The sequence below is a fragment of the Natronolimnobius sp. AArcel1 genome, from assembly GCF_011043775.1.
Taxonomy (GTDB): Archaea; Halobacteriota; Halobacteria; order Halobacteriales; family Natrialbaceae; genus Natronolimnobius.
This window is the reverse complement of the sequence record NZ_JAAKXY010000004.1, coordinates 147,055-165,163: the sequence shown is the minus strand read 5'-3', so window position 1 is coordinate 165,163 and position 18,109 is coordinate 147,055. Positions and strand designations below refer to the sequence as shown.

18 protein-coding genes and 1 pseudogene are annotated in these 18,109 nt (G+C 61.3%); 8 read left to right on the top strand and 11 right to left on the bottom strand.

Annotated features, from left to right (window positions below; translation table 11 throughout):
- Positions 1–73: 73 nt before the first annotated feature.
- A complete protein-coding gene (locus G6M89_RS13100; RefSeq protein WP_165162291.1) occupies positions 74–2,755 on the top strand; it encodes a transcriptional regulator in 2,682 nt (893 codons plus the stop codon).
- A gap of 207 nt (positions 2,756–2,962) precedes the next feature.
- Here the strand turns inward: G6M89_RS13100 and G6M89_RS13095 are convergent, their stop codons facing one another.
- On the bottom strand, positions 2,963–3,268 hold the full coding sequence (locus G6M89_RS13095; RefSeq protein WP_054862955.1) for a hypothetical protein: 306 nt from the start codon (positions 3,266–3,268) through the stop codon (positions 2,963–2,965).
- Positions 3,269–3,598: 330 nt separating this feature from the next.
- Between G6M89_RS13095 and G6M89_RS13090 the strand changes: the two genes are divergently transcribed.
- The 3 genes from G6M89_RS13090 to G6M89_RS13080 all read left to right on the top strand — a co-directional run bounded on the left by G6M89_RS13090 (position 3,599) and on the right by G6M89_RS13080 (position 5,889).
- Positions 3,599–4,978 (top strand): adenylosuccinate synthase, encoded by a 1,380-nt coding sequence (locus G6M89_RS13090; RefSeq protein ID WP_165162290.1) that lies wholly within the window; start codon positions 3,599–3,601, stop codon positions 4,976–4,978.
- Between the two features lie 101 nt (positions 4,979–5,079).
- Entirely contained in the window at positions 5,080–5,280 is a 201-nt protein-coding gene (locus G6M89_RS13085; RefSeq protein ID WP_165162289.1) for a methytransferase partner Trm112, read from the top strand.
- A 6-nt stretch (positions 5,281–5,286) separates the two neighbouring features.
- Entirely contained in the window at positions 5,287–5,889 is a 603-nt protein-coding gene (locus tag G6M89_RS13080) for a hypothetical protein (RefSeq protein WP_165162288.1), read from the top strand.
- Between the two features lies 1 nt (position 5,890).
- On the opposite strand, the gene G6M89_RS13075 is transcribed toward G6M89_RS13080, so the two are convergent.
- The 3 genes from G6M89_RS13075 to G6M89_RS13065 all read right to left on the bottom strand — a co-directional run bounded on the left by G6M89_RS13075 (position 5,891) and on the right by G6M89_RS13065 (position 8,410).
- Positions 5,891–7,036, bottom strand: coding sequence for a DR2241 family protein (locus tag G6M89_RS13075; protein WP_165162287.1), 1,146 nt, complete (start codon positions 7,034–7,036; stop codon positions 5,891–5,893).
- Complete coding sequence (locus tag G6M89_RS13070) at positions 7,033–7,959, bottom strand: CbiX/SirB N-terminal domain-containing protein (protein ID WP_165162286.1); 927 nt, start codon at positions 7,957–7,959, stop codon at positions 7,033–7,035. The genes G6M89_RS13075 and G6M89_RS13070 overlap by 4 nt, the downstream gene beginning before the upstream one ends.
- Positions 7,960–8,065: 106 nt before the next feature.
- On the bottom strand, positions 8,066–8,410 hold the full coding sequence (locus G6M89_RS13065) for a BsuPI-related putative proteinase inhibitor (RefSeq protein ID WP_165162285.1): 345 nt from the start codon (positions 8,408–8,410) through the stop codon (positions 8,066–8,068).
- A 344-nt stretch (positions 8,411–8,754) separates the two neighbouring features.
- Between G6M89_RS13065 and G6M89_RS13060 the strand changes: the two genes are divergently transcribed.
- Positions 8,755–9,513, top strand: a complete 759-nt coding sequence (locus G6M89_RS13060) for a DUF2797 domain-containing protein (RefSeq protein WP_165162284.1) — start codon at positions 8,755–8,757, stop codon at positions 9,511–9,513.
- A 236-nt stretch (positions 9,514–9,749) separates the two neighbouring features.
- Here the strand turns inward: G6M89_RS13060 and G6M89_RS13055 are convergent, their stop codons facing one another.
- From G6M89_RS13055 to G6M89_RS13030, 6 genes are all read right to left on the bottom strand, one after another.
- Entirely contained in the window at positions 9,750–10,415 is a 666-nt protein-coding gene (locus tag G6M89_RS13055) for a hypothetical protein (RefSeq protein WP_165162283.1), read from the bottom strand.
- Between the two features lie 109 nt (positions 10,416–10,524).
- On the bottom strand, positions 10,525–10,779 hold the full coding sequence (locus G6M89_RS13050) for a KEOPS complex subunit Pcc1 (protein WP_165162282.1): 255 nt from the start codon (positions 10,777–10,779) through the stop codon (positions 10,525–10,527).
- A 1-nt stretch (position 10,780) separates the two neighbouring features.
- Complete coding sequence (locus G6M89_RS13045; RefSeq protein ID WP_054862961.1) at positions 10,781–10,915, bottom strand: DNA-directed RNA polymerase subunit P; 135 nt, start codon at positions 10,913–10,915, stop codon at positions 10,781–10,783.
- A 21-nt stretch (positions 10,916–10,936) separates the two neighbouring features.
- Positions 10,937–11,197: a 50S ribosomal protein L37ae gene (locus tag G6M89_RS13040; protein WP_165162281.1), complete on the bottom strand. Its 261-nt coding sequence runs from the start codon at positions 11,195–11,197 to the stop codon at positions 10,937–10,939.
- A 67-nt stretch (positions 11,198–11,264) separates the two neighbouring features.
- Positions 11,265–11,465, bottom strand: a complete 201-nt coding sequence (locus G6M89_RS13035) for a hypothetical protein (RefSeq protein ID WP_165162280.1) — start codon at positions 11,463–11,465, stop codon at positions 11,265–11,267.
- A gap of 106 nt (positions 11,466–11,571) precedes the next feature.
- Positions 11,572–12,339 carry a DUF2103 domain-containing protein gene (locus G6M89_RS13030; RefSeq protein ID WP_165162279.1) on the bottom strand — a complete coding sequence of 256 codons (768 nt, stop codon included), beginning with the start codon at positions 12,337–12,339 and terminating at the stop codon, positions 11,572–11,574.
- A 102-nt stretch (positions 12,340–12,441) separates the two neighbouring features.
- Between G6M89_RS13030 and G6M89_RS13025 the strand changes: the two genes are divergently transcribed.
- Both G6M89_RS13025 and G6M89_RS13020 read left to right on the top strand, forming a co-directional pair.
- Complete coding sequence (locus G6M89_RS13025; RefSeq protein WP_165162278.1) at positions 12,442–12,840, top strand: FxLYD domain-containing protein; 399 nt, start codon at positions 12,442–12,444, stop codon at positions 12,838–12,840.
- A gap of 90 nt (positions 12,841–12,930) precedes the next feature.
- Entirely contained in the window at positions 12,931–14,442 is a 1,512-nt protein-coding gene (locus G6M89_RS13020; protein ID WP_165162277.1) for a flippase, read from the top strand.
- 20 nt (positions 14,443–14,462) lie between these two features.
- Here G6M89_RS13020 and G6M89_RS13015 read toward each other — a convergent pair whose 3' ends face one another.
- On the bottom strand, positions 14,463–16,340 hold the full coding sequence (locus G6M89_RS13015) for a methyl-accepting chemotaxis protein (RefSeq protein WP_165162276.1): 1,878 nt from the start codon (positions 16,338–16,340) through the stop codon (positions 14,463–14,465).
- Between the two features lie 258 nt (positions 16,341–16,598).
- Here G6M89_RS13015 and G6M89_RS22775 point away from each other — a divergent pair.
- Positions 16,599–18,101, top strand: a pseudogene (locus G6M89_RS22775) (DNA topoisomerase I); the annotation flags it as partial.
- Positions 18,102–18,109: the final 8 nt, after the last annotated feature.

Here is an 18,109-nt window from a genome sequence, read left to right as displayed (position 1 = left end):
AAGATTAGTGATTCGTTCACGTTGTGTCGACACTAGGCGAAACGTATTTGTTTCAGTTACCGCTTGTTGAACTATGGAATCGCGCACGCAGGAGCGCGTCGAACAATGGGATTCTCGCCCGTTCAGTGGCGGTTACGATGGACTTTCGGATCTCGCTACGAGTGGCTTCTCCGGGGCTGTGACGGCAGGACGAACCTGGCTGTTTATGCTTAATGGCCGGATCGTCGGGGTCGTCGACGGAGAGATTGAAGCCTTCGAAAGCGCAACTGGAACGGCGTATCAGGCGCCACATCCATCGCTACCGCTTCTCTGTGCGATGGACGAACAGGGGGGCGAGACACGGGCACAGTACTATACGAACGAAACGTCGCTTGCCGAGGTCGATCAGACGTTGCAAAACGGCTCGTTTACGGGCTATATCGAACTGGCCGAAAACGTCCTCAGCGGGGACTACTACGCAGTCTACTACGGTGGTCGGCGAATGGCCGCGGCCTATATCGGAAACGCCAACCGGTTGGTGACCGGTGACGAGGCGTTCGAGAAGGCCAGCGACGAGGTCGGTATCTACGAAGTGATCGATGTCGACATTTCCGTCACCGACGTTCCTGGCAGTGAAGACGAGACACCCGTGTCGGAAGGGACAGACACAGATGCAAGCACGACCGCTGCGGACACAGGGGCGTCGTCCGGAGCGGCTGACGATGGTGACATCGGTATTGAGTCAAGCGACTCGAGGACGGTCGAGCCAACACCGGAGCCGAGTGTTGATCCTACCGAAAGCGCCGTCGAACCGATCGATGTCTCGAGTGGCGAGGACGCCGTCTCCGTCGAGACGGATGCGACCGACCTCGAGGACCTCACTGCGATGGGGACGGCCTCAGAAGCTGACGATGCGGACGACTCAGACGGGATCACGACGGCCTACGACGAGGCGGTTGCAACCGACGACCCCTCGTCGGGGATCACCGACGCAGATGCTGGGACCGAACTCAGCGCTGACTCTCCGTCCGCTGTCGATACCGACGTTCCCGCCAGTGCCGACACCGACGCTACTCCGTCAACATCATCTGACGATGCCGAGACGAATTCGGCCGCCTCAGCAGTTCCTGAGTCGGACACCGACTCGAGCGATGACGGCAGTTCGGGCCCTGACCCTGCGGATGTCGAAGCCGCTGCCGAACAACTCGAGCAGAACGATATCTCCTGGACCGAGGATGACACGGCGGCTGACGACGACGCTGACAGTGACACTCCTGTCGACACTGCTGGGAGTGAGCAGTCCGAATCGGCGACGGAGACGCAGGCTGACACCGACACCAGTACACGCACCAGCACCGATACCGACACTGGTGCGACTGGGACATCGGCTGTCACAGCCCCCGCAGCCGGCACGGCAGACGACAGTGACTCGAGTGAGTCTGATGCAACTGCAACCACCGACGACGCTGACGCAGCCGATACGGAGGACTCCCAACTCGAGGAACGATTCGAGGAAGAAGAGCAGTGGCGTGAGACGCGGAGCATCCCGTCGATCGATCCGGATAACTCGGTTGCGACGGAGTCAGCGTCTGCCCGTACACGAGCGCGCCGATCACAACGCGCCTCAAGCAGAACAGCACAGTCCAGTTCGCAGACGACAGCCGACACTGGCACGTCCGAACAGGAGCCACAGCCACCGAGTAAGCGCTCGAACAGTGCATCACCGTCGAACGCGGACACGACTCGCCAGGATCAGCGCTCGAGTCGCGCCGAGACTGGGCCTGACACGTCTAACACATCGGTTGCCAGTAGAGCGAGCCAGTCACCCTCGAGAAGTGAGCGCAACTCGCGTCTCGAGCGCCTCACCGACCGTATTGAGCGTCTCGAAGAGCAACGAGAGGCGCTTGAATCGAAGAACAAGGAACTCGTCTCCGAGCGAGACCGACTCCGCAAGCAGAATCAGGAACTCGTCGAAACCGTCGACCGACTCGAGGCTCGCATCGACGAGTTAGAGGCAAGCAACGACGTGAGTGTGAGCAGTTCCAGTACAACTGACCTCGCTCCTGATCGCGCGTTGGCCGGAACGAATCTCTTCGTGCGCTACGTCTCCAAGAGCCAGCCCACTCTCGAGATGGCTCACGACGGCGAGGCCGACCGTGATGAGGTCGCGACGAATCTCCGCCTCGAGCAACATACTGAGTTCGAAGCGGACGCTGTCGCCGTCGATGGCACGCCGTACGAGGAGTATCTCGACTCCACGATGGCCTACCAGTTCGTCGACTGGCTCACCGAAATGGCCTTGTACGAAATTCGCGACACCGGCCACGCGGGCGGGCTCGCTGATCTGTACGACGCAATTCCGCGCATCGACCGCGCCGAACTGAACGCGACCATCTCACTCGAGGACGACGAAACCGACGACGTGCCGGACGAGGTCACGTTCGACGTCGTTGCCTTCGACAAGATGGGCAATCCGCTCGTACTCGCCACGCTGAATGACTCGCGCGAACCGGTTACCGAGGAGACGCTCGTCGAACTCGAGGAAGCGGCCTCTGCGGTCAAGGCGAACTATCCCGACCTCGCCGCGTCGATGGCCGTCACCTCGAGTTACTTCGAACCGGGCGCACTCGAGGTCACGGAGCAGGCAACGAGCAGCGGACTGCTCAGTCGTGGCTCGAAGCTGAGCTACGTCAACCTCTCGCGAAAGCAGGGGTATCACCTCTGTCTCGTCGAATCTCGATCGGAAGGCTTCCACATGAACGTCCCAGAGTTGTAATCGCCTCTCCGACGTCGATAGCGCGGTTTCGTGACTGTGGACTGGATGCTGTGACACGGTTGGGAGTGATTTTGTGCGATCAACGCAACTGGCGATCGCTATTGGTACCAGAGCGAGAAAGCGGAAAGAGAGTTCAGTGCGCCGCTAGTGCGGCGTCGGTGCATACATCCTCGACGCGGTGTCTGTGGATAGCGTGCCCGCGAGCGATTAGCCTTCGATCTCGGCGACGTCTTCGATCTTCATGCCGTCGAGCTTGTCGACGATGTCATCGAGTTTGCCGTCGAGTTCGTCAACGAATTCAACGGTGCGCTCGGTCTTGATCGCACCCTGACTCGAGGGCTCGATGAGGTTTTCTTCTTCGAGGACGCGAAGCGAGTAGCGTACCTTGTGATGTGGATAGCCGGTCTCGTTGGACATCTTGACGATCCCAATCGGTTCGTTTTCGATAACCATCTTCAGGACCTGCAGATGTCGTTCCAGCATATCGACTTCCTTCTCAAGTCGGTCTATCATGGCATTTGTTAACTTGTCTTTCCACCTTTTAAATGTTACTCTCGAGGATAGATGAGTCCACGAACAATGCGATACTCGTTTGTGCGAGTAGTTAACGATTCCGTTCCAGTCGGTATTACCGGCGACTCGAGTGCCGGCTTGCGATTTGGAGCCGTCTCTGGTGGGTTGGGTGACACAGCGTAGGTGGAGGGGACAATCTAGTGGGGATAGTGGCTGTCTGCTATAGTGGGTGACGATAGCATCACCCATGAATATGCAGATGTGACTGGTGCCTGCAGTGGCCGGGATACCGTAATCTGTTTATCGACACGGCAAGAATCCGCCGCTGTTATGACCGTCACAATCGTCGGGTCGCAACTCGGCGACGAAGGTAAGGGTGGAGTCGTCGATCTCTACGGCGACGCTGCCGATGTCGTTGCCCGCTATCAAGGCGGCGACAACGCCGGACATACCGTCGTCCACGACGGTGAGAAGTACAAACTATCGCTCGTGCCGTCGGGTGCCGTTCGGGGGAAAATCGGCGTCCTCGGCAACGGCTGTGTAATCAACCCACGGACGCTGTTCGACGAAATCTCGACGCTCGAGGAGAAGGGACTCTCTCCGGACGTCCGCGTCGCCGAACGCGCTCACGTCATCCTGCCGTTTCACCGCGTTCTCGATGGCATCGAGGAAGACGTCAAGAGCGAGGACGACCAGGAAGTCGGCACGACGGGCCGCGGTATCGGCCCGACCTACGAGGACAAAGCTGGCCGCCGCGGCGTCCGCGTCGGTGACCTCCTCGATCCCGAGGTCCTGCGCGAGCGCCTCGAGTACGTCGTGCCTCAAAAGCGCGCGCTGATCGAGGACGTCTACGGCGCAGACGTCTCGGACCTCGAGGATCCGGACGCGTTCGATGTCGACGCACTCTTCGAGGAGTTCTCGGAAATCGGCGAGCGCCTCGCCGACCAGAACATGACCGTCAACGCCAGCGCGTTCCTTACGGACGCGATGGAACGCGGCGAGACCGTCATGTTCGAGGGTGCACAGGGGACGATCATCGACATCGACCACGGGAACTACCCCTACGTCACGTCCTCGAACCCGACCGCGGGCGGCGCGGCCGTCGGGACGGGCCTCAGCCCGAACGTCATCGCAGACGGCGAGATCATCGGCATTGTCAAGGCCTACCTCACGCGCGTCGGCAGCGGTCCGCTGCCGACCGAACTCGGCGGCGTCGAAGGCGACACGCCCGGCTACGACACACAAGGCGACGGCGAGAACGAAGAACTCGCGACGTACATTCGTGAGGAAGGCGGCGAGTACGGCACCGTCACCGGCCGCCCACGCCGCGTCGGGTGGCTCGACATGCCAATGCTTCGCCACTCCGCGCGCGTCAACGGCTTCACCGGGCTCGCGGTCAATCACATCGACGTGCTTGCCGGTCTGGACGAAGTGAAAGTCGGCCACAGCTACGATCTCGACGGCGACGAACTGCTTGCGATGCCCCCGACAACCGAGGAGTGGGGCCGCTGCGAGGCGAATCTCCGTACGTTCGACGGCTGGGACGAGGTCGACTGGGCCGCCGTCGCCGCCGAGGGCTACGACGCGATCCCCGAAAACGCCCGCACCTACCTCGAGTATCTCAGCGACGAACTCGAGGCACCGATCTACGCGGTTGGCGTTGGTCCGGGCCGCGAGGAAACCGTCGTCGTCGAGAACCCCTACGAGTAACGCGACGGCCACGACCACGAGTACCGCACGCGGGCCGCCGCCACGCTCTTCGCGCGGCGCGTTCCCGAAACCTTTTGCTGGATGCGGCCAGCCTACGTAGTATGAAGGAGTCGTTGCTGGAGATCCTCCGCTGTCCGCTGGACAAACACGAGTTGGAACTCGAAGACGCAGAGTACGACGACGATGACGAGGAAATCGTCTCGGGAACGCTCGTCTGTACGGAATGCGGCGAGCGCTACCCGATCGAGGATGGCATCCCGAACTTGCTGCCGCCTGACATGCGCGAGGAAACCCCAGCCTGATCGACTGTGCCCGTCTCCCGGACCGAAGTCACCGTCCACGTCAACCGCGAGGCCACCGACACGCTCGAGACAGACATGCCTGCCGTCGAGGCCCGCGGCTCGTTTGCACTCAATTTGCAGGGCCACGACGCCCCTGCACACGTTCATTGTCGACTCAACGGCGACAGGCGCTTTTCACAGATCGTCTCGATTGACGGACCGAACTACTACGTGCAGGCCAATGAGACGCTTACGGTCCCGGTCTCGGTCGCGGCAACGGACATCGACGAGCCACTCGAGGGCGAACTCGAGGTCCTGACAGGCTACGGATCCGAATCGGAGACAATCGATGTAACCGTCAAACCAAAACCGGCTACGGTCGATATCGACGAGTCGTTTTCGAAGCCACGAGCCGAGACAACGTCCGAGCAGTCACCCCTCGAGCAGGCACTCGAACGCGCTGGTTCCGTTGGCCTCGAACCGGGAACGCTTGCGCTCGGTGTTCTCGGGATACTCGCGCTCGGAATCGGCGTCTCGACGGCGGCGACGATTGGCGGCCCGGCGGCGATGATCGGCTTACTGGTCGTCGCCGGTGGCGTCGTCACGGCGCTTGCGCTGTTAGTTCGCTAACTCACTCGGAGCGTTCTCGAGCGTCGAGTCCACCCTCGTCGTCGAATCGTTTTGCCCGTAAGTACCGCGCGCGATAGCGATTTGCGCCGTCGTTGACGTCTGCCTCGCGGATGTCATCAACCCGGCCATCAGCGACCGCATCGATGAGGTCCGCAAGCTGATTGTACTCACTTGTCGTCAACTCGAGTTCGTACGTTTTCTCTGTTTCAGACTCGAGGATCGCCCATTTACGGGCGGCTGCGACGACGAGCGAACAGGGCTCTCGACAGGGGAACGGGCCGTCACCGCCGGCAGGCTCGAGGTCGTCGCCTGCCTCGTACTCCCACTCGCGTCGGCGCAGACACTGGGAGTCGACACAGCAGGCCTCGGCCAGCCAGTCGACGGCCTCGCGTGGCAGGTCGTCGATCACGTCGTAGATGCCGGTCTGGCGCTCGGCGGTGTCGACCCAGTGATCGACGTCGAGATTTCCGCGCTGTTCGCGGTGCCAGTTGGCAATCGTCGCCGGATAGATGAAGCCGATGGTGTCGACCAGTTCGCGCCCCGAGAGGCCGGTAAAGGCCCACCCCGATCGCAGAGTTGGCGCGGTTTTGAGCGGGCGATAGCGGCCGTCTTCGTCGTTGGTCGCGATCTCACGCGCGTCCGATGGCTCGTCGTACACCTCGAGTGCCTCGAGTGCGGTGTCGGCATCCTCGACGTGCCAACAGTCGTAGACGCGCTCGCCGGTTGGCTCGGTGGTATCGAGAAAGCGGGCGGTGATCGCCAGTTGCCCCCACTCACGGTCGATGCCGGTCTCGAGGGCGGCGTTTCGTTTTGGGAGGGTGGGCGACTCATCGACCGGGTCGGCAACCTGCATCTCATCGGCCGAAAGCGGCGCACGCTCACACCAGCGCAAGAATGCGCGGCGGGCAGTCCCCTTGGCGCCGACTCGCACCTGCCAGTGGTACCAGTTGCGCACGTATGGCTCGAGATCGTCGAGACCAGTCAGTACGTCGCGAAGGGCGTCAGCCTCGAGTCCGTCTCGTTCGATAGTCGGCGTCGAAAGCGTGTAGGCGTCGCCATCGGACCCGAGGCGGAGGCCATCGAACGTGACTGAGTTGTCTTCCGCGCGCTCGAGGAGTGCGTCGACGGCAGTTTCGAGGGCCGTCATGAGTCGGTCACCGGTTTTCCGTTTGTCTGCGCGTGACTCGAGTTGGACTCGGATGGTCCGGCGTCCCCCTGCATTGTTTCCTGTCGAACGCGCTCGAGTGCGTCACCAAGCGTTGCGCCCGCGTCGGAGGCGCGCTCGAGGAGGACGTCCGCGAGAAGCGCTTCAGTGCCGACCGCGCCGGCGTACCAGATGCGGTGGCCGTCGACCTCGCTCGGGACGTCCCAGCCGAGTCGGTAGTCCGGTGTGAGGCCCATGTCCTCGGGAATGTCTTCCTGGGTGTGATAGCCGTCGGCAATAAAGAGGGGCACGACGACGATATCGTCCGTTTCGAAGTACTCTGTCACGTCGTCGACCTCGGGTGCTTCGTCCATATACAATGCCTGGACCGCATCGAAGCGGTCGCGCTTCCGGATGCGCTCGGTGTGGTACTCGATTGCCTTCGCGGAGTTTTCGTTCCGGTCGGTGCCGTGACCGACAACCGCGAGGCCAACTCCCTCGCTGACCTCGGGATCGCCCGTCACCGTCTCCGCACGCTGGACGATCACGTCCGTCATCGCATCGTGCGTGCCGACCGGCCCGCAGTAGTGGACCGTCTTCTCGGCGTCACCGACCTCGAGCGTTACCTCCGTCGCGCTCGTCCCGTCTGAGTCCCACTGTTCGGGGTCCCAGCCCTCGAGTCGTAATTCTCGAGGAATCACCTGCTCGGTGAAGTAGCCCTCGCTGATGAACAGCGGAACGACAAAGATTTCTTCGGACTCGAGGGTTCGGATGACCTCGCGAAAGTGTGGTTCTTCCTTCCAGAACGTTTCGCGGACCTCGTCGAACGCGCCCGTCTCGCGGACGGTCTCTGCGTGGGCATAGGTCGGGTCCGAAGCATCCGGATTCAGGTGCGATCCGTGCGCCGCGACAACCAGCGCCTGCATGCAAACCCGTTTGGCTGCGGTCGGTTTATACCCACTGACGCCGCCAAATCTGACGCTTCCGTTTTGGGTTACACTCGAGTGTGGCTATTGGTTGTATCGAGTGTTACTACTCGAGGCTGAACTCGGTTCGGGCCTCACAGGTCGTGTCCTGCGCACGCAACTGGGCAATGGCGGTGTAGGTGCCCGGCTCTGGGTCCTCCCACTCGCCGTCGTAGGTCGTCGACGCGTTTGGCTCGAGTCGATCTGAACTGAGCAGTTGCATGAACGCCCGGCCGTCGGTGAAACGCCAGCGTTCGCTCCCATTTTCGTACACGATGAACTCGGCTTTTGCTGCGTCTGTAAACTGGATCTCGACCGGCTCAGCGCCCGTGTTAGTGACGGTAAATACGAACGAAACACGTGCTGGCTCGCGTGCTGTCACGGTCGTCTCGAGTGTTCCCTCGAGTGTCATACTCGCCTGTCGAGAGACCGCTGTAAGTCAGTTGCGGTGATCCTGGTTCCAAGTGCACCAGCCGCTATACGTGGCTCAGGGCGCAACTCGTGGCCGAACGCATGCATGGGTATGTCATGGACGGTTTTTATATATCATGGCCTCGGAGACCAATTCGTCACCGGACGATAGCAAGACTGGTGGAACGGCTGGGCAGTGTATCGCGTGCGACCACTCGAGGAACGAGCCACGTCTCCGCTGGATGGATCTTTACGGGGCGGAGCCGAGCACATTCTTGCGTGGCTCGCTTTTTGCAGCGCCACTGTATCCGGTAGCGATATCCCAGTCTAGGCCGAACGTCGGCTGTGCAATGCGTTGGCTATGAGCCGAGCGGTCGCGGGTCCGCATTGGTGCTCGCCGACGGCGAGCGCATCGAGCGCCAGCCACTCGAGGCGGGAACCGAACTCTCCTACACACTCGCAGAGCGCCGCTGTGCGGGCACGCTCGACGGTGATGAACACATCGCCTGTGACCGACCGCGAGCGCCCTACTGCGAGTACCACACCAGTACCTGGGTCTGTGCGCGCTGTACCGGGACCTGCCTGAAAGACGAGATGGACTGTTACGAGGACCACGCGGTCTATATCGCCGCGTTCGGCCCCGACACGTTCAAAGTCGGCGTCACCAAACTATGGCGACTCGAGACCCGCCTGCGCGAGCAGGGAGCCGACCGCGCAGCCCATATCCACACCGTCTCGAACGGCCGCATCGCCCGCGAACTCGAGGCCGAACTCGCAACCCGGCTCACGGATCGCGTCCGAACGGGCCCGAAAATCGCCTCGCTCGCGAGTCCAGTCGATCTCGAGGCATGGGAGCGAACACTCGAGTCACTCGAGCCTGACGTTCTCGAGCGCTTTTCCTTCGACTACGGCCTCGACCTCGAGGCACAGCCAGTCGCGGAGACGCTCGCGTCGGGCACTGTCGTCGGTGTCAAGGGCCGAGTGCTTGTGCTCGAGCACGGCGGCACGACCTACGCCGTGGATATGCGTGATCTGGTCGGCTACGAACTGGGAGACGGTGAGACAGATCGCAGTTTGCAGTCGTCGCTTGGCTCGTTTGGGTAGCAGCGGGTAGCAAAATAATGTCTTCAGTTAGCATCTTGTGTGGAAATCACGTTCAGTAGAGGTTCATGCCAAAAAGCCGGTCGAGCGAAGCGAGACCGGCGAATCGCGCTCACTACCGGGTCCTTCGGACCGCTCGTTCGCGCGAACGTTCGTGTTCAATTCGCATATGTAGTGATCAAACTGCCTGTTCACAGCTAATTTTAAAACTGAGTGAAGACACAACTTCTCAACCACAGTTAGCCGAGTTCGAGCTTTCGGTCACCCGTCTCACCCCAGCGCTCGAGTCGCTCATCCTCGACGCCGTAGTCGATACTGTACGGTGTTTGCAGATCCCAGTCCGCTGGGTTCAGACTCGCTGTTCCCTCGTCTGTGAACTGTCTGCTCACCGCTCGAGCGGCCTCGTCGTAGTCGTCGCCACGGTGGAAGTACGACGAACTGAGGTCGAAGACGTCGAGGTGGGCGTGGATCGCTGCTCGCTCTGCATCGACGGGCCAGACGTGGACGTGCGCCCAGCCGTCGCCAAGTCGAGGCCGCCGAACCGAGAGTGCTGGTTTGACCAGTTCCTCGCGACGGTCGTCCCACGCTCGCGTTGGACTGTCCGGGAGCAGTTGCGTCCACTCGAGATTCGTAACGCCAGTAAATTCGGCCTCGACTGCGGCCAGCGCGGGTTGGTCCCCGGGCACGCGAACGCGGACGTTGATCGGCATCGAGACGCGCCACTCGCCGTCGTCGTCGCGCTTGTAGACACAGGTCGGATACTCGGTCTCGAGGTCGTGTTCGACGATGTCACTCGCGTCAGCCTCGGTCACAGTTTCGGCGCGCGCCGGGCGAGTGCTGGCACCAACGGCGACGGCGCTGCCGATTCCGACGAGTGTCTCGCGTCTGGTAACGTCCCGACCCATGTCGGGTTCCAGTCCGGCGTCTCTCGAAAGAAGGATTCGGCCTGTGTGTTCCGGGGTCGAATACGAGACCGGACTCGAGGGAGTCGCCACGACGCGGCGGCGGGGCACCTCAAATTGTCTCGCCAATCGAAGCCGTTTGCTCTGCAACCTCGAGTAGGGTTGACCAGGTGTTCATCGCGGCGCGCAAGGCGATGACGTCGCCTGCGGTAATCTGGATATATAGTGTTGAGTCGGCACGCTCGAGAGATGTTTGTGAGCGCTCGTCGTCGATTTCGCCGATTTCGCGCGCGATGCTATCGGCGACGAGGCGGGCGCGAGCAGGAGTTTCGTACTCGAACTCGAGCGTCGCGTCGTGAGAAGACACCTTACTGGACGCCGACTTCCTTGACGTCGCGGCTGCGTTCTTTCAGGAGGACGCGGTTCCCGCAGTACGGACAGCGGACGCCGCCGTACTCATCGAGCTGAACGTCGCGTTTACAGCGAGAGCATTTGTAACTCATGCGTTGTGAGAGGGGAGGGGATTAGTCGTCTTCGCCCAGTGCAGCGCGAATCGAGCGCTTGACGGTGCGGCCGGCGGGGGTCTCTGGGCGGTAGGCACCGCCGGTGAACACTTCGCCGGTCTCTTCGTTTTTCCAGATGCCGGTGCCGACGCGTTTGACGCTGTCGCCATCGACTTCTGCGCTCTGCATGTCGGCTTCAACCTCGCTGACACGGCGGCGGGCGACGCGGCCGTAGCGTGCGCCAAAGCGGCCTGCGCTCCCAACAGTTCCTTTCTGGGACATAGTAGCGCTAGCTACCGCCAGCGGATTCTTAAACCTGTTGAGTCTCGCTTGTGCTATTTGCTTCCACTTAGGCTGCTTGTCTGGCGACTGGACCCGCCAGTAGCTCTCGAAAGACGAACGCAAGCGCAGCAATGTAGCCGACTGGGGCGAGCGGGACGGCGAGGAGACCCGTTGCGACTCCGGTCGCTCCAATGAGTGCGCGGACGAGCACGCCACTGATCGCAAGCAGCGGAATTACGGCCAGGACGGCATCTGCTCGCTCGAGCATAGCTAATTATATCTCATTACAGCCAGCCTCCTAAGGGCAGGACAACCAGCAGACAGTGTCTCTTTCATCGGCTCGTGACAATTCTTGCGTCGGCAACGTCAGCGGCCTACTGAAAGTCCGCCTCAGTGAGCACATCGTTGAGGTCATCACGAATCCGTTCGCCCATCTCGCGGTCGCGAGCCGTCGTCACAATTCGGTTTTCCTGCACGCTCGAGCCGTCTCGCAGAAGCATGCGAACGTTGCCGCCATTGTCGGCGCGGGTGACTTTTGCGCGCATCCCGGACTGTGAGCCTTTGCCGCCCGCGTCAATCGGCCCGGGGATGACCTTCTTGACGTGTGGGTGGCCAGCAACGGCCCGGATGGCACGCATGCCGGTTCGCCCGCCGATCAGCGTCGTGTGGCTCCCGCCGATTTTCTCGACGGGCGGGGTGTCGACGACATCGAGTGCGCGCGTACTCCGGCGCTCGAGCACTGCCTGTACTGGTTCGTCGTCGTCGACGCGATAGAACGAGTGGTGAATGTCGTCTCGGACGGCTCGAATCACCGTTCGGTCACCGCCCGCATAGACCTCATCGGGTCGCTTTCGCCGGATTTCGTCGCCGATCAAGCCCGCGAAATTCCGCAGTTCGACTGGCTCGTTTTCGCCGTCTTCCGGCGTCGTCGTGATCGTCGTCTCGCCGAGGACTGGGTCGTCCACGTTGTGGGTTCCATGGGTGTGGTCCTCTCCGCCGTCTTCGGCGTCGCCCGAAAGCATCGTCAGCGTCGCCCGGTCGCGTCCCGCCTCGAGCACCACCGCTTCGGTGTTGCATTCCCGGCAGACGAGACAGAAGTCCCCGGGTTTCTCGAGCGGCGATGCACAGTGGCGACACTTCATACCAGGGATTTTCGTCGGGCGTGTAAAACAAACCCGCTTTCGGTGCTCGTGGAGTCGCCGCGTCCCGAACCCTCAAGACTCACCCCGCCCTACATCTGCCCGATGGATCGTCGTGCGTTCCTCGCACTCGGGCCGGTCGGCCTTGCGTCTGGAGCCGGCTGTCTCGAGTATGTCACCAACGACAACGGCGAGGAGATTACGGAACCCGGCGATGTCGACATCATCTGGGACGACCTCGTTCGCGACGACCCCGGAACCGACGACGAACGCGTGACGGTCTGGGGCGTCGTCAGAAACGTCGGCGAGCGAACGTTGTACTACGTCGAGGTCCGGGCAACCTTCTACGACGCCGACGGGGACGAACTCGAGAGCGTCATCGAAAACGTCGACGACGATGTCTCCTCTGGTGAGGAGTGGGCCTTCGAGGTGGAGTTTCCACACTACGGTGAGCGAGCGGCCGACGTGGCGACGTACGAACTCGAGCCAGCAACAGGTGTCTGATGTGGCGTTGTCGCGTTGAACTGCGCCACGCTCGAGTGCAGGCGGGCGACGAACGTGTGTCCGGGACGCCAGCAATGAGACCATCGGGCCATGACTGACCACGACGAGGGTGTGACGACGCTTGCGCGACAGGGCAGTATCACGTTTATCGGAAACGTGGTTAACGGCGTCTTCGGCTTCGCGATTGTCATGCTGATGACGCGCTTCGTCAGCCCCTCTGTCTACGGGCTGTTCGTGCTTGCAACCTCGGTTATTCTGTTCATGCAGGTGTTTGCGAATCTTGGATTACCGCTTGCGATCGACTATTTCGTGCCGCAGTATCTCGATGAGGGCGAACACGGGAAGGCAAAGGGCGTCATCGTCCAGGTGACAGCGACCGTGCTTATCACGTCCTCGCTGGTCGCACTCGCCATCGCTGCTGGCTCCGGGTTCATCGGCTCGCTCTTTCAGGAGCCGGCAATGCAGATTGCCCTCTTGTTACTGTCGGTGACGATTCCGATGCTTGCGATCTACAACGTCTTGCTCACCTCCTACTACAGCATCAAGAAACTCCAGTACCGCGTCATCATGCGTGATCTGGTGCGGCCGATCGTCCGGTTCGCCGTCACCGCTGGCTTCCTGATCGCCGGTTTTGGTCTCCTTGGGCTTATCGGCGGCTACGTTATTGGCCTCTTCGTCGCGATCACAATCGGCGCAGCCATTTTCGTCTCGAAAGCCTGGAGCCTTCTCACAGCCGACCTCGAGTTGGTCGCGCCGAAGCCGCTCGTGATCTACTCGGTGCCGCTGGCGATGACAAGCGTCGTCTTCGTGCTGATGGGCAACGTTGACTACTTCGTCCTTGGCTACTTCCTCGATTCGGACGACGTGGGGATCTACCGCGTTGGCTATATGCTCGGCTCCGGGCTGATGATCATCTTCAACTCGCTGTCGCCTGTGTTCAAGCCGCTGATTGCTGAAACTCGAGACGATATCGACCTGGTCGAACAGCGATTCCGGATCATGGCTCGCTGGATCGCCGGCATTACGCTACCGATCACGATTATCCTCTCGCTGGGTGCGAGTTCCTACCTTGCTGTCCTCTACACGCCCCAGTACGCCGCAGCCAACCTTGTTGTTGTCTTGCTCTGTGGCGCGTTCCTGTTCAACGTCACCTTTGGCGGCCCTGACGGCTCGCTTTTGCAGGGAATGGGCTACTCTCGCTTTGTCTTCGTCAACACCGTTGTCCTCTTCGGTGCGAACTTCGTCGTCTCGATCACGCTCGTGCCCATCTTCGGCATGGAAGGTGCAGCTATCGGCTCCGCGGTCGCACTCATCCTCGTTGGACTGCTCACGCTCACCGAAATTTACTATCTCGACGGCATCCACCCCTTCACCAGGGATTTCGCTAAAATTGTCGTTTCCGGCGTCCCCGCGAGCATCGCTGGCGCGCCAATCGTCTATGTCCTCGAGTCGGATCTCCTCGTTGTGGTCGCGCTCCCAGTGGTCGTCATCGGCGTCTACGTACTCTCACTGATCGCGATGGATGCCTTTACCGAGGACGACGCACGCATGGCTGCGGAGTTCAGTCCAACACTCGTAAAGTGGTTGCCGATTGGCTCTTGAGCCGTCGTCACTCCCCACAATTACTGCTCGCGTTCTGCCTCGAAGGCCTCGATCCGGTCCCGAATCTGTTCTGCCGTCTCGAGTTGATCGTCGACGATAGCCGCGGTTTCTTCTGCGGACTCGAGGGCGGCTTCGGAGTGGGCGGCGTACTCCGCGGCGAGGGCGATCATCTCGTCGACGCTGTCGACCTGTTCATCGTTTGCTGTCGCGATTTCTTCGATGCCCGTCGCGGCTTCGTCGACGACGGCGGCGATTTCCTCGAAGGACTCGACGGCGTCGTCGATGTCCGCATTTGCACGTCTGACTCGCTCGTTGGTCTCCTGAGCGGCGGCAACGGTTCGGGCGGTCTGATTTTGGATCGTCTCGATGCGGGTTGTGATCTCATGCGTGTGTTCTTTCGTCTCTTCGGCGAGTGACTGGACTTCGTTCGCGACGACGGCGAACCCATCGCCCGCCTCGCCGGCGTGGGCAGCTTCGATGTTCGCGTTCAGTGCAAGCAGGTTCGTCTGATCGGCCACGTCCCGGATCACGTCGACGATGTCGTCGATTTCTTTCATCCGGTTGCGAAGCGTCGTCGAGGTCTCCATCAGTTCGTCGACCGTCTTGACGACCTCCGTCATGCCTTCCTGGGCCTCAACGCTGGTCTCGAGGCCCGCCGTCGCGACCTGTTTCGATTCGTCGGCGGCGCTTGCGACCTCCTCGGCGCTCGCGGCAACTTGCTCCATCGTCGCGCCGTACTCCTGCAGTTCCGTCTGCATCTCTTCGGCCATCTCGACCTGTGTCGCTGCGCGCGACTCGAGGTCGTCCATCGTCTCGGCGATGTCCCGCGCGGTCGTCTCCTGTTCGGTCGCGAGCGTGCCGATCTCGGTCGATACCTGCTGTCTGGCGGCTGCGAGTTCGCGTTCTGTCTGGCGCAGATCGGTCACGTCGCGCATGACCGAAACGGCCCCCATGAGGTCGCCGTCTTCGTCGTACATCGGCGCGTTCGAGCAGATGACCTCTCGCGTCTCCCCGGTGTGGGTTAGAATCTCGAGTTCGAGTTCTCGGATCGGTTCCTCGGTTGCGAACGCGTGTTCGATTGCGGTTTCTCGCGTGTCGTGGCTCTCGTCGGTTCGGAACAGTTCCCACAGTTCCATCTCGGTCGCTTCGGATGCTGTGACGCCGGTCAACTCCGCCATCGCATCGTTATAGGCGACGATTTTGCCATCCGTGTCGATGGCGATCACGGGTGAGAGCATCTCTTCGAGAACGTTCGTCCAGACGTCTTCGGCCTCGCTCTCGAGGTAGGTGTCCATCGCGACCTGCATATCGAGATTCGTCACGCGAAGCACCGACAGGGCATCCTCGAGCGTCTCGTCGGCTCGCGCTGCGATTCGGTCGTGCGTCTCTGGCTCGAGGTCGTCTGCTATATCTGCGAGAAACTGCGCAAAGAGTTCCGACAGCAATCGCTCGTGATACTGCATGTACGAGCCGATATACTGCTTGGCCGGCATCTCGAGCATGCTGTGAAGCTTGCCGATGACTGCACGCTGACGGAAGTAATCCGCACCGTAGCCGGGATCTGACCCCTCGTCGTAGGCGTATTCGCCGAGGCTTCGGAGGTACTCGGCCTGCGTCCGCTCGAGTTGGGCGAGCGTCCGGTCGGACCGACCGAGGACAGTTTTGGTTTCCTCATGTGCAGTCAGATGGCTATAAAACTCCCCAGCAAACTCGTCGGCGAGACGGTCAAACGTCGGCGTCAGCGCGGCGAGTCGGGCTTCGTCGTCTGCATCGAAGCCGATGAACTGCTTTCGCCACGCGATATCGTCCGCGTCAAGATCAATCCCCTCGAGTAAGGCGTCCTCGTCGACATCCTGGCGGAGGCCAAGACGCGACTGGGTCGGGCCGGATTGCGGCATTGCCACTACTTCACTACCCGGTGAGTATAGTGGTTGTGACTTCGGCCATCCCCGGCCACCATCGCGCGACGCACGCGACGGGCAATCGCGCTCGAGCGCACGCACACCCGCGCTGTCGGGCGGTTTCTCGGCGAAAGGATTATCAGCATTTCAGCCGTAGCCGGCGACAATGAGAATCGAGCGTTCGCTGACTCGTCGAGTGCTTCCGACTGTGTCAGCGCCGACGACGGGGGCCTGCCCTCACGGGGGTGAGTCGCTGTGGAACTGATCATCACCGAGAAGGAAAACGCTGCACGACGAATCGCAGACATCCTCTCAGGTGGGACGTACGACTCGAGTCGCGAGAACGGCGTCAACATCTACGAGTGGGGTGGCAAACGCTGCGTGGGGCTGTCGGGCCACGTCGTCGGTGTCGATTTCCCATCGGAGTATTCGGACTGGCGCGACGTCGAACCTGTCGAACTGATCGACGCCAGCGTCGAGAAGAAAGCGACCAAAGAGAACATCGTCGCAACGTTGCGGATTCTCTCGCGCAAAGCGACGACGGCGACGATTGCGACAGACTACGACCGCGAGGGCGAACTCATCGGCAAGGAGGCCTACGAGATCGTCCGCGAGGTCAACGAAGATGTCCCAATTCGACGGGTTCGGTTCTCCTCGATCACGGAAAACGAGGTCCAAGACGCATTCAACAACCCTGACGAGCTTGATTTCGACCTCGCCGCCGCAGGCGAGGCACGCCAGATTATCGACCTCGTCTGGGGCGCTGCACTCACGCGATTTCTCTCGCTCTCTGCCGGCCAACTCGGCAACGACTTCATCTCCGTCGGCCGGGTGCAGTCGCCGACGCTCAAGTTGATTGTCGACCGCGAACGCGAGATTCAAGCGTTCGATCCTGAGTCCTACTGGGAGTTGTTTGCCGACCTGCATAAGGATGAGACCAGCTTCGAATCCCAGTACTTCTACCGCGACGAAGACGACAACGAGGCCGAGCGCGTCTGGGACGAAGCCACTGCCAAGGAGGTCTACGAAACACTCTCCGAGAACGATTCCGCGACCGTCGTCGACGTCAACCGCCGTACGCGGACCGACGACCCACCGACGCCGTTCAACACCACTCAATTCATCCGCGCAGCCGGCTCACTGGGCTACTCCGCCCAGCGCGCGATGTCCATCGCCGAGGACCTCTACACCGCCGGCTACATCACCTACCCGCGAACCGACAACACCGTCTACCCCGACGACCTCGACCCCGAGGAACTGCTCGATGACTTCGTCGGCCATCCGACGCTCGGCGAATCTGCTGAGGATCTTCTCGAGGCCGACGAAATCGAGCCAACCGAGGGCGATGAGGAGACGACCGACCACCCGCCAATTCATCCGACTGGCGAGATTCCTGCCCGCGGCGGCGACGTAAGCGACGACGAGTGGGAAGTGTACGAACTGGTCGTTCGCCGATTCTACGCGACCGTCGCTGATCCGGCGATTTGGGAGCACCTCAAAGTCGTCTCCGAGGCCGCCGACTGCCGGCTCAAGGCAAACGGCAAACGCCTCGTCGAGGCCGGCTACCACGACGTCTACCCGTACTTCAACACCAGCGAGAACTACGTCCCTGACGTCGACGAAGGCGAGGAACTCGCACTCACCGATGTCGAACTCGAGGACAAAGAGACCCAGCCACCTCGCCGATACGGCCAGTCGCGGCTCATCGAGACCATGGAGGACATGGGGATTGGGACGAAATGTCTCACCGCGGACACGACCGTTCT

Bases quoted from the DNA above. Each gene is read 5' to 3' on its own strand.
- G6M89_RS13100 (WP_165162291.1), top strand. From the start codon at position 74: ATGGAATCGCGCACGCAGGAGCGCGTCGAACAATGGGATTCTCGCCCG.
- G6M89_RS13095 (WP_054862955.1), bottom strand. From the start codon at position 3,268: ATGATAGACCGACTTGAGAAGGAAGTCGATATGCTGGAACGACATCTG.
- G6M89_RS13090 (WP_165162290.1), top strand. From the start codon at position 3,599: ATGACCGTCACAATCGTCGGGTCGCAACTCGGCGACGAAGGTAAGGGT.
- G6M89_RS13085 (WP_165162289.1), top strand. From the start codon at position 5,080: ATGAAGGAGTCGTTGCTGGAGATCCTCCGCTGTCCGCTGGACAAACAC.
- G6M89_RS13075 (WP_165162287.1), bottom strand. From the start codon at position 7,036: ATGACGGCCCTCGAAACTGCCGTCGACGCACTCCTCGAGCGCGCGGAA.
- G6M89_RS13070 (WP_165162286.1), bottom strand. From the start codon at position 7,959: ATGCAGGCGCTGGTTGTCGCGGCGCACGGATCGCACCTGAATCCGGAT.
- G6M89_RS13065 (WP_165162285.1), bottom strand. From the start codon at position 8,410: ATGACACTCGAGGGAACACTCGAGACGACCGTGACAGCACGCGAGCCA.
- G6M89_RS13055 (WP_165162283.1), bottom strand. From the start codon at position 10,415: ATGGGTCGGGACGTTACCAGACGCGAGACACTCGTCGGAATCGGCAGC.
- G6M89_RS13045 (WP_054862961.1), bottom strand. From the start codon at position 10,915: ATGAGTTACAAATGCTCTCGCTGTAAACGCGACGTTCAGCTCGATGAG.
- G6M89_RS13040 (WP_165162281.1), bottom strand. From the start codon at position 11,197: ATGTCCCAGAAAGGAACTGTTGGGAGCGCAGGCCGCTTTGGCGCACGC.
- G6M89_RS13035 (WP_165162280.1), bottom strand. From the start codon at position 11,465: ATGCTCGAGCGAGCAGATGCCGTCCTGGCCGTAATTCCGCTGCTTGCG.
- G6M89_RS13030 (WP_165162279.1), bottom strand. From the start codon at position 12,339: ATGAAGTGTCGCCACTGTGCATCGCCGCTCGAGAAACCCGGGGACTTC.
- G6M89_RS13025 (WP_165162278.1), top strand. From the start codon at position 12,442: ATGGATCGTCGTGCGTTCCTCGCACTCGGGCCGGTCGGCCTTGCGTCT.
- G6M89_RS13020 (WP_165162277.1), top strand. From the start codon at position 12,931: ATGACTGACCACGACGAGGGTGTGACGACGCTTGCGCGACAGGGCAGT.
- G6M89_RS13015 (WP_165162276.1), bottom strand. From the start codon at position 16,340: ATGCCGCAATCCGGCCCGACCCAGTCGCGTCTTGGCCTCCGCCAGGAT.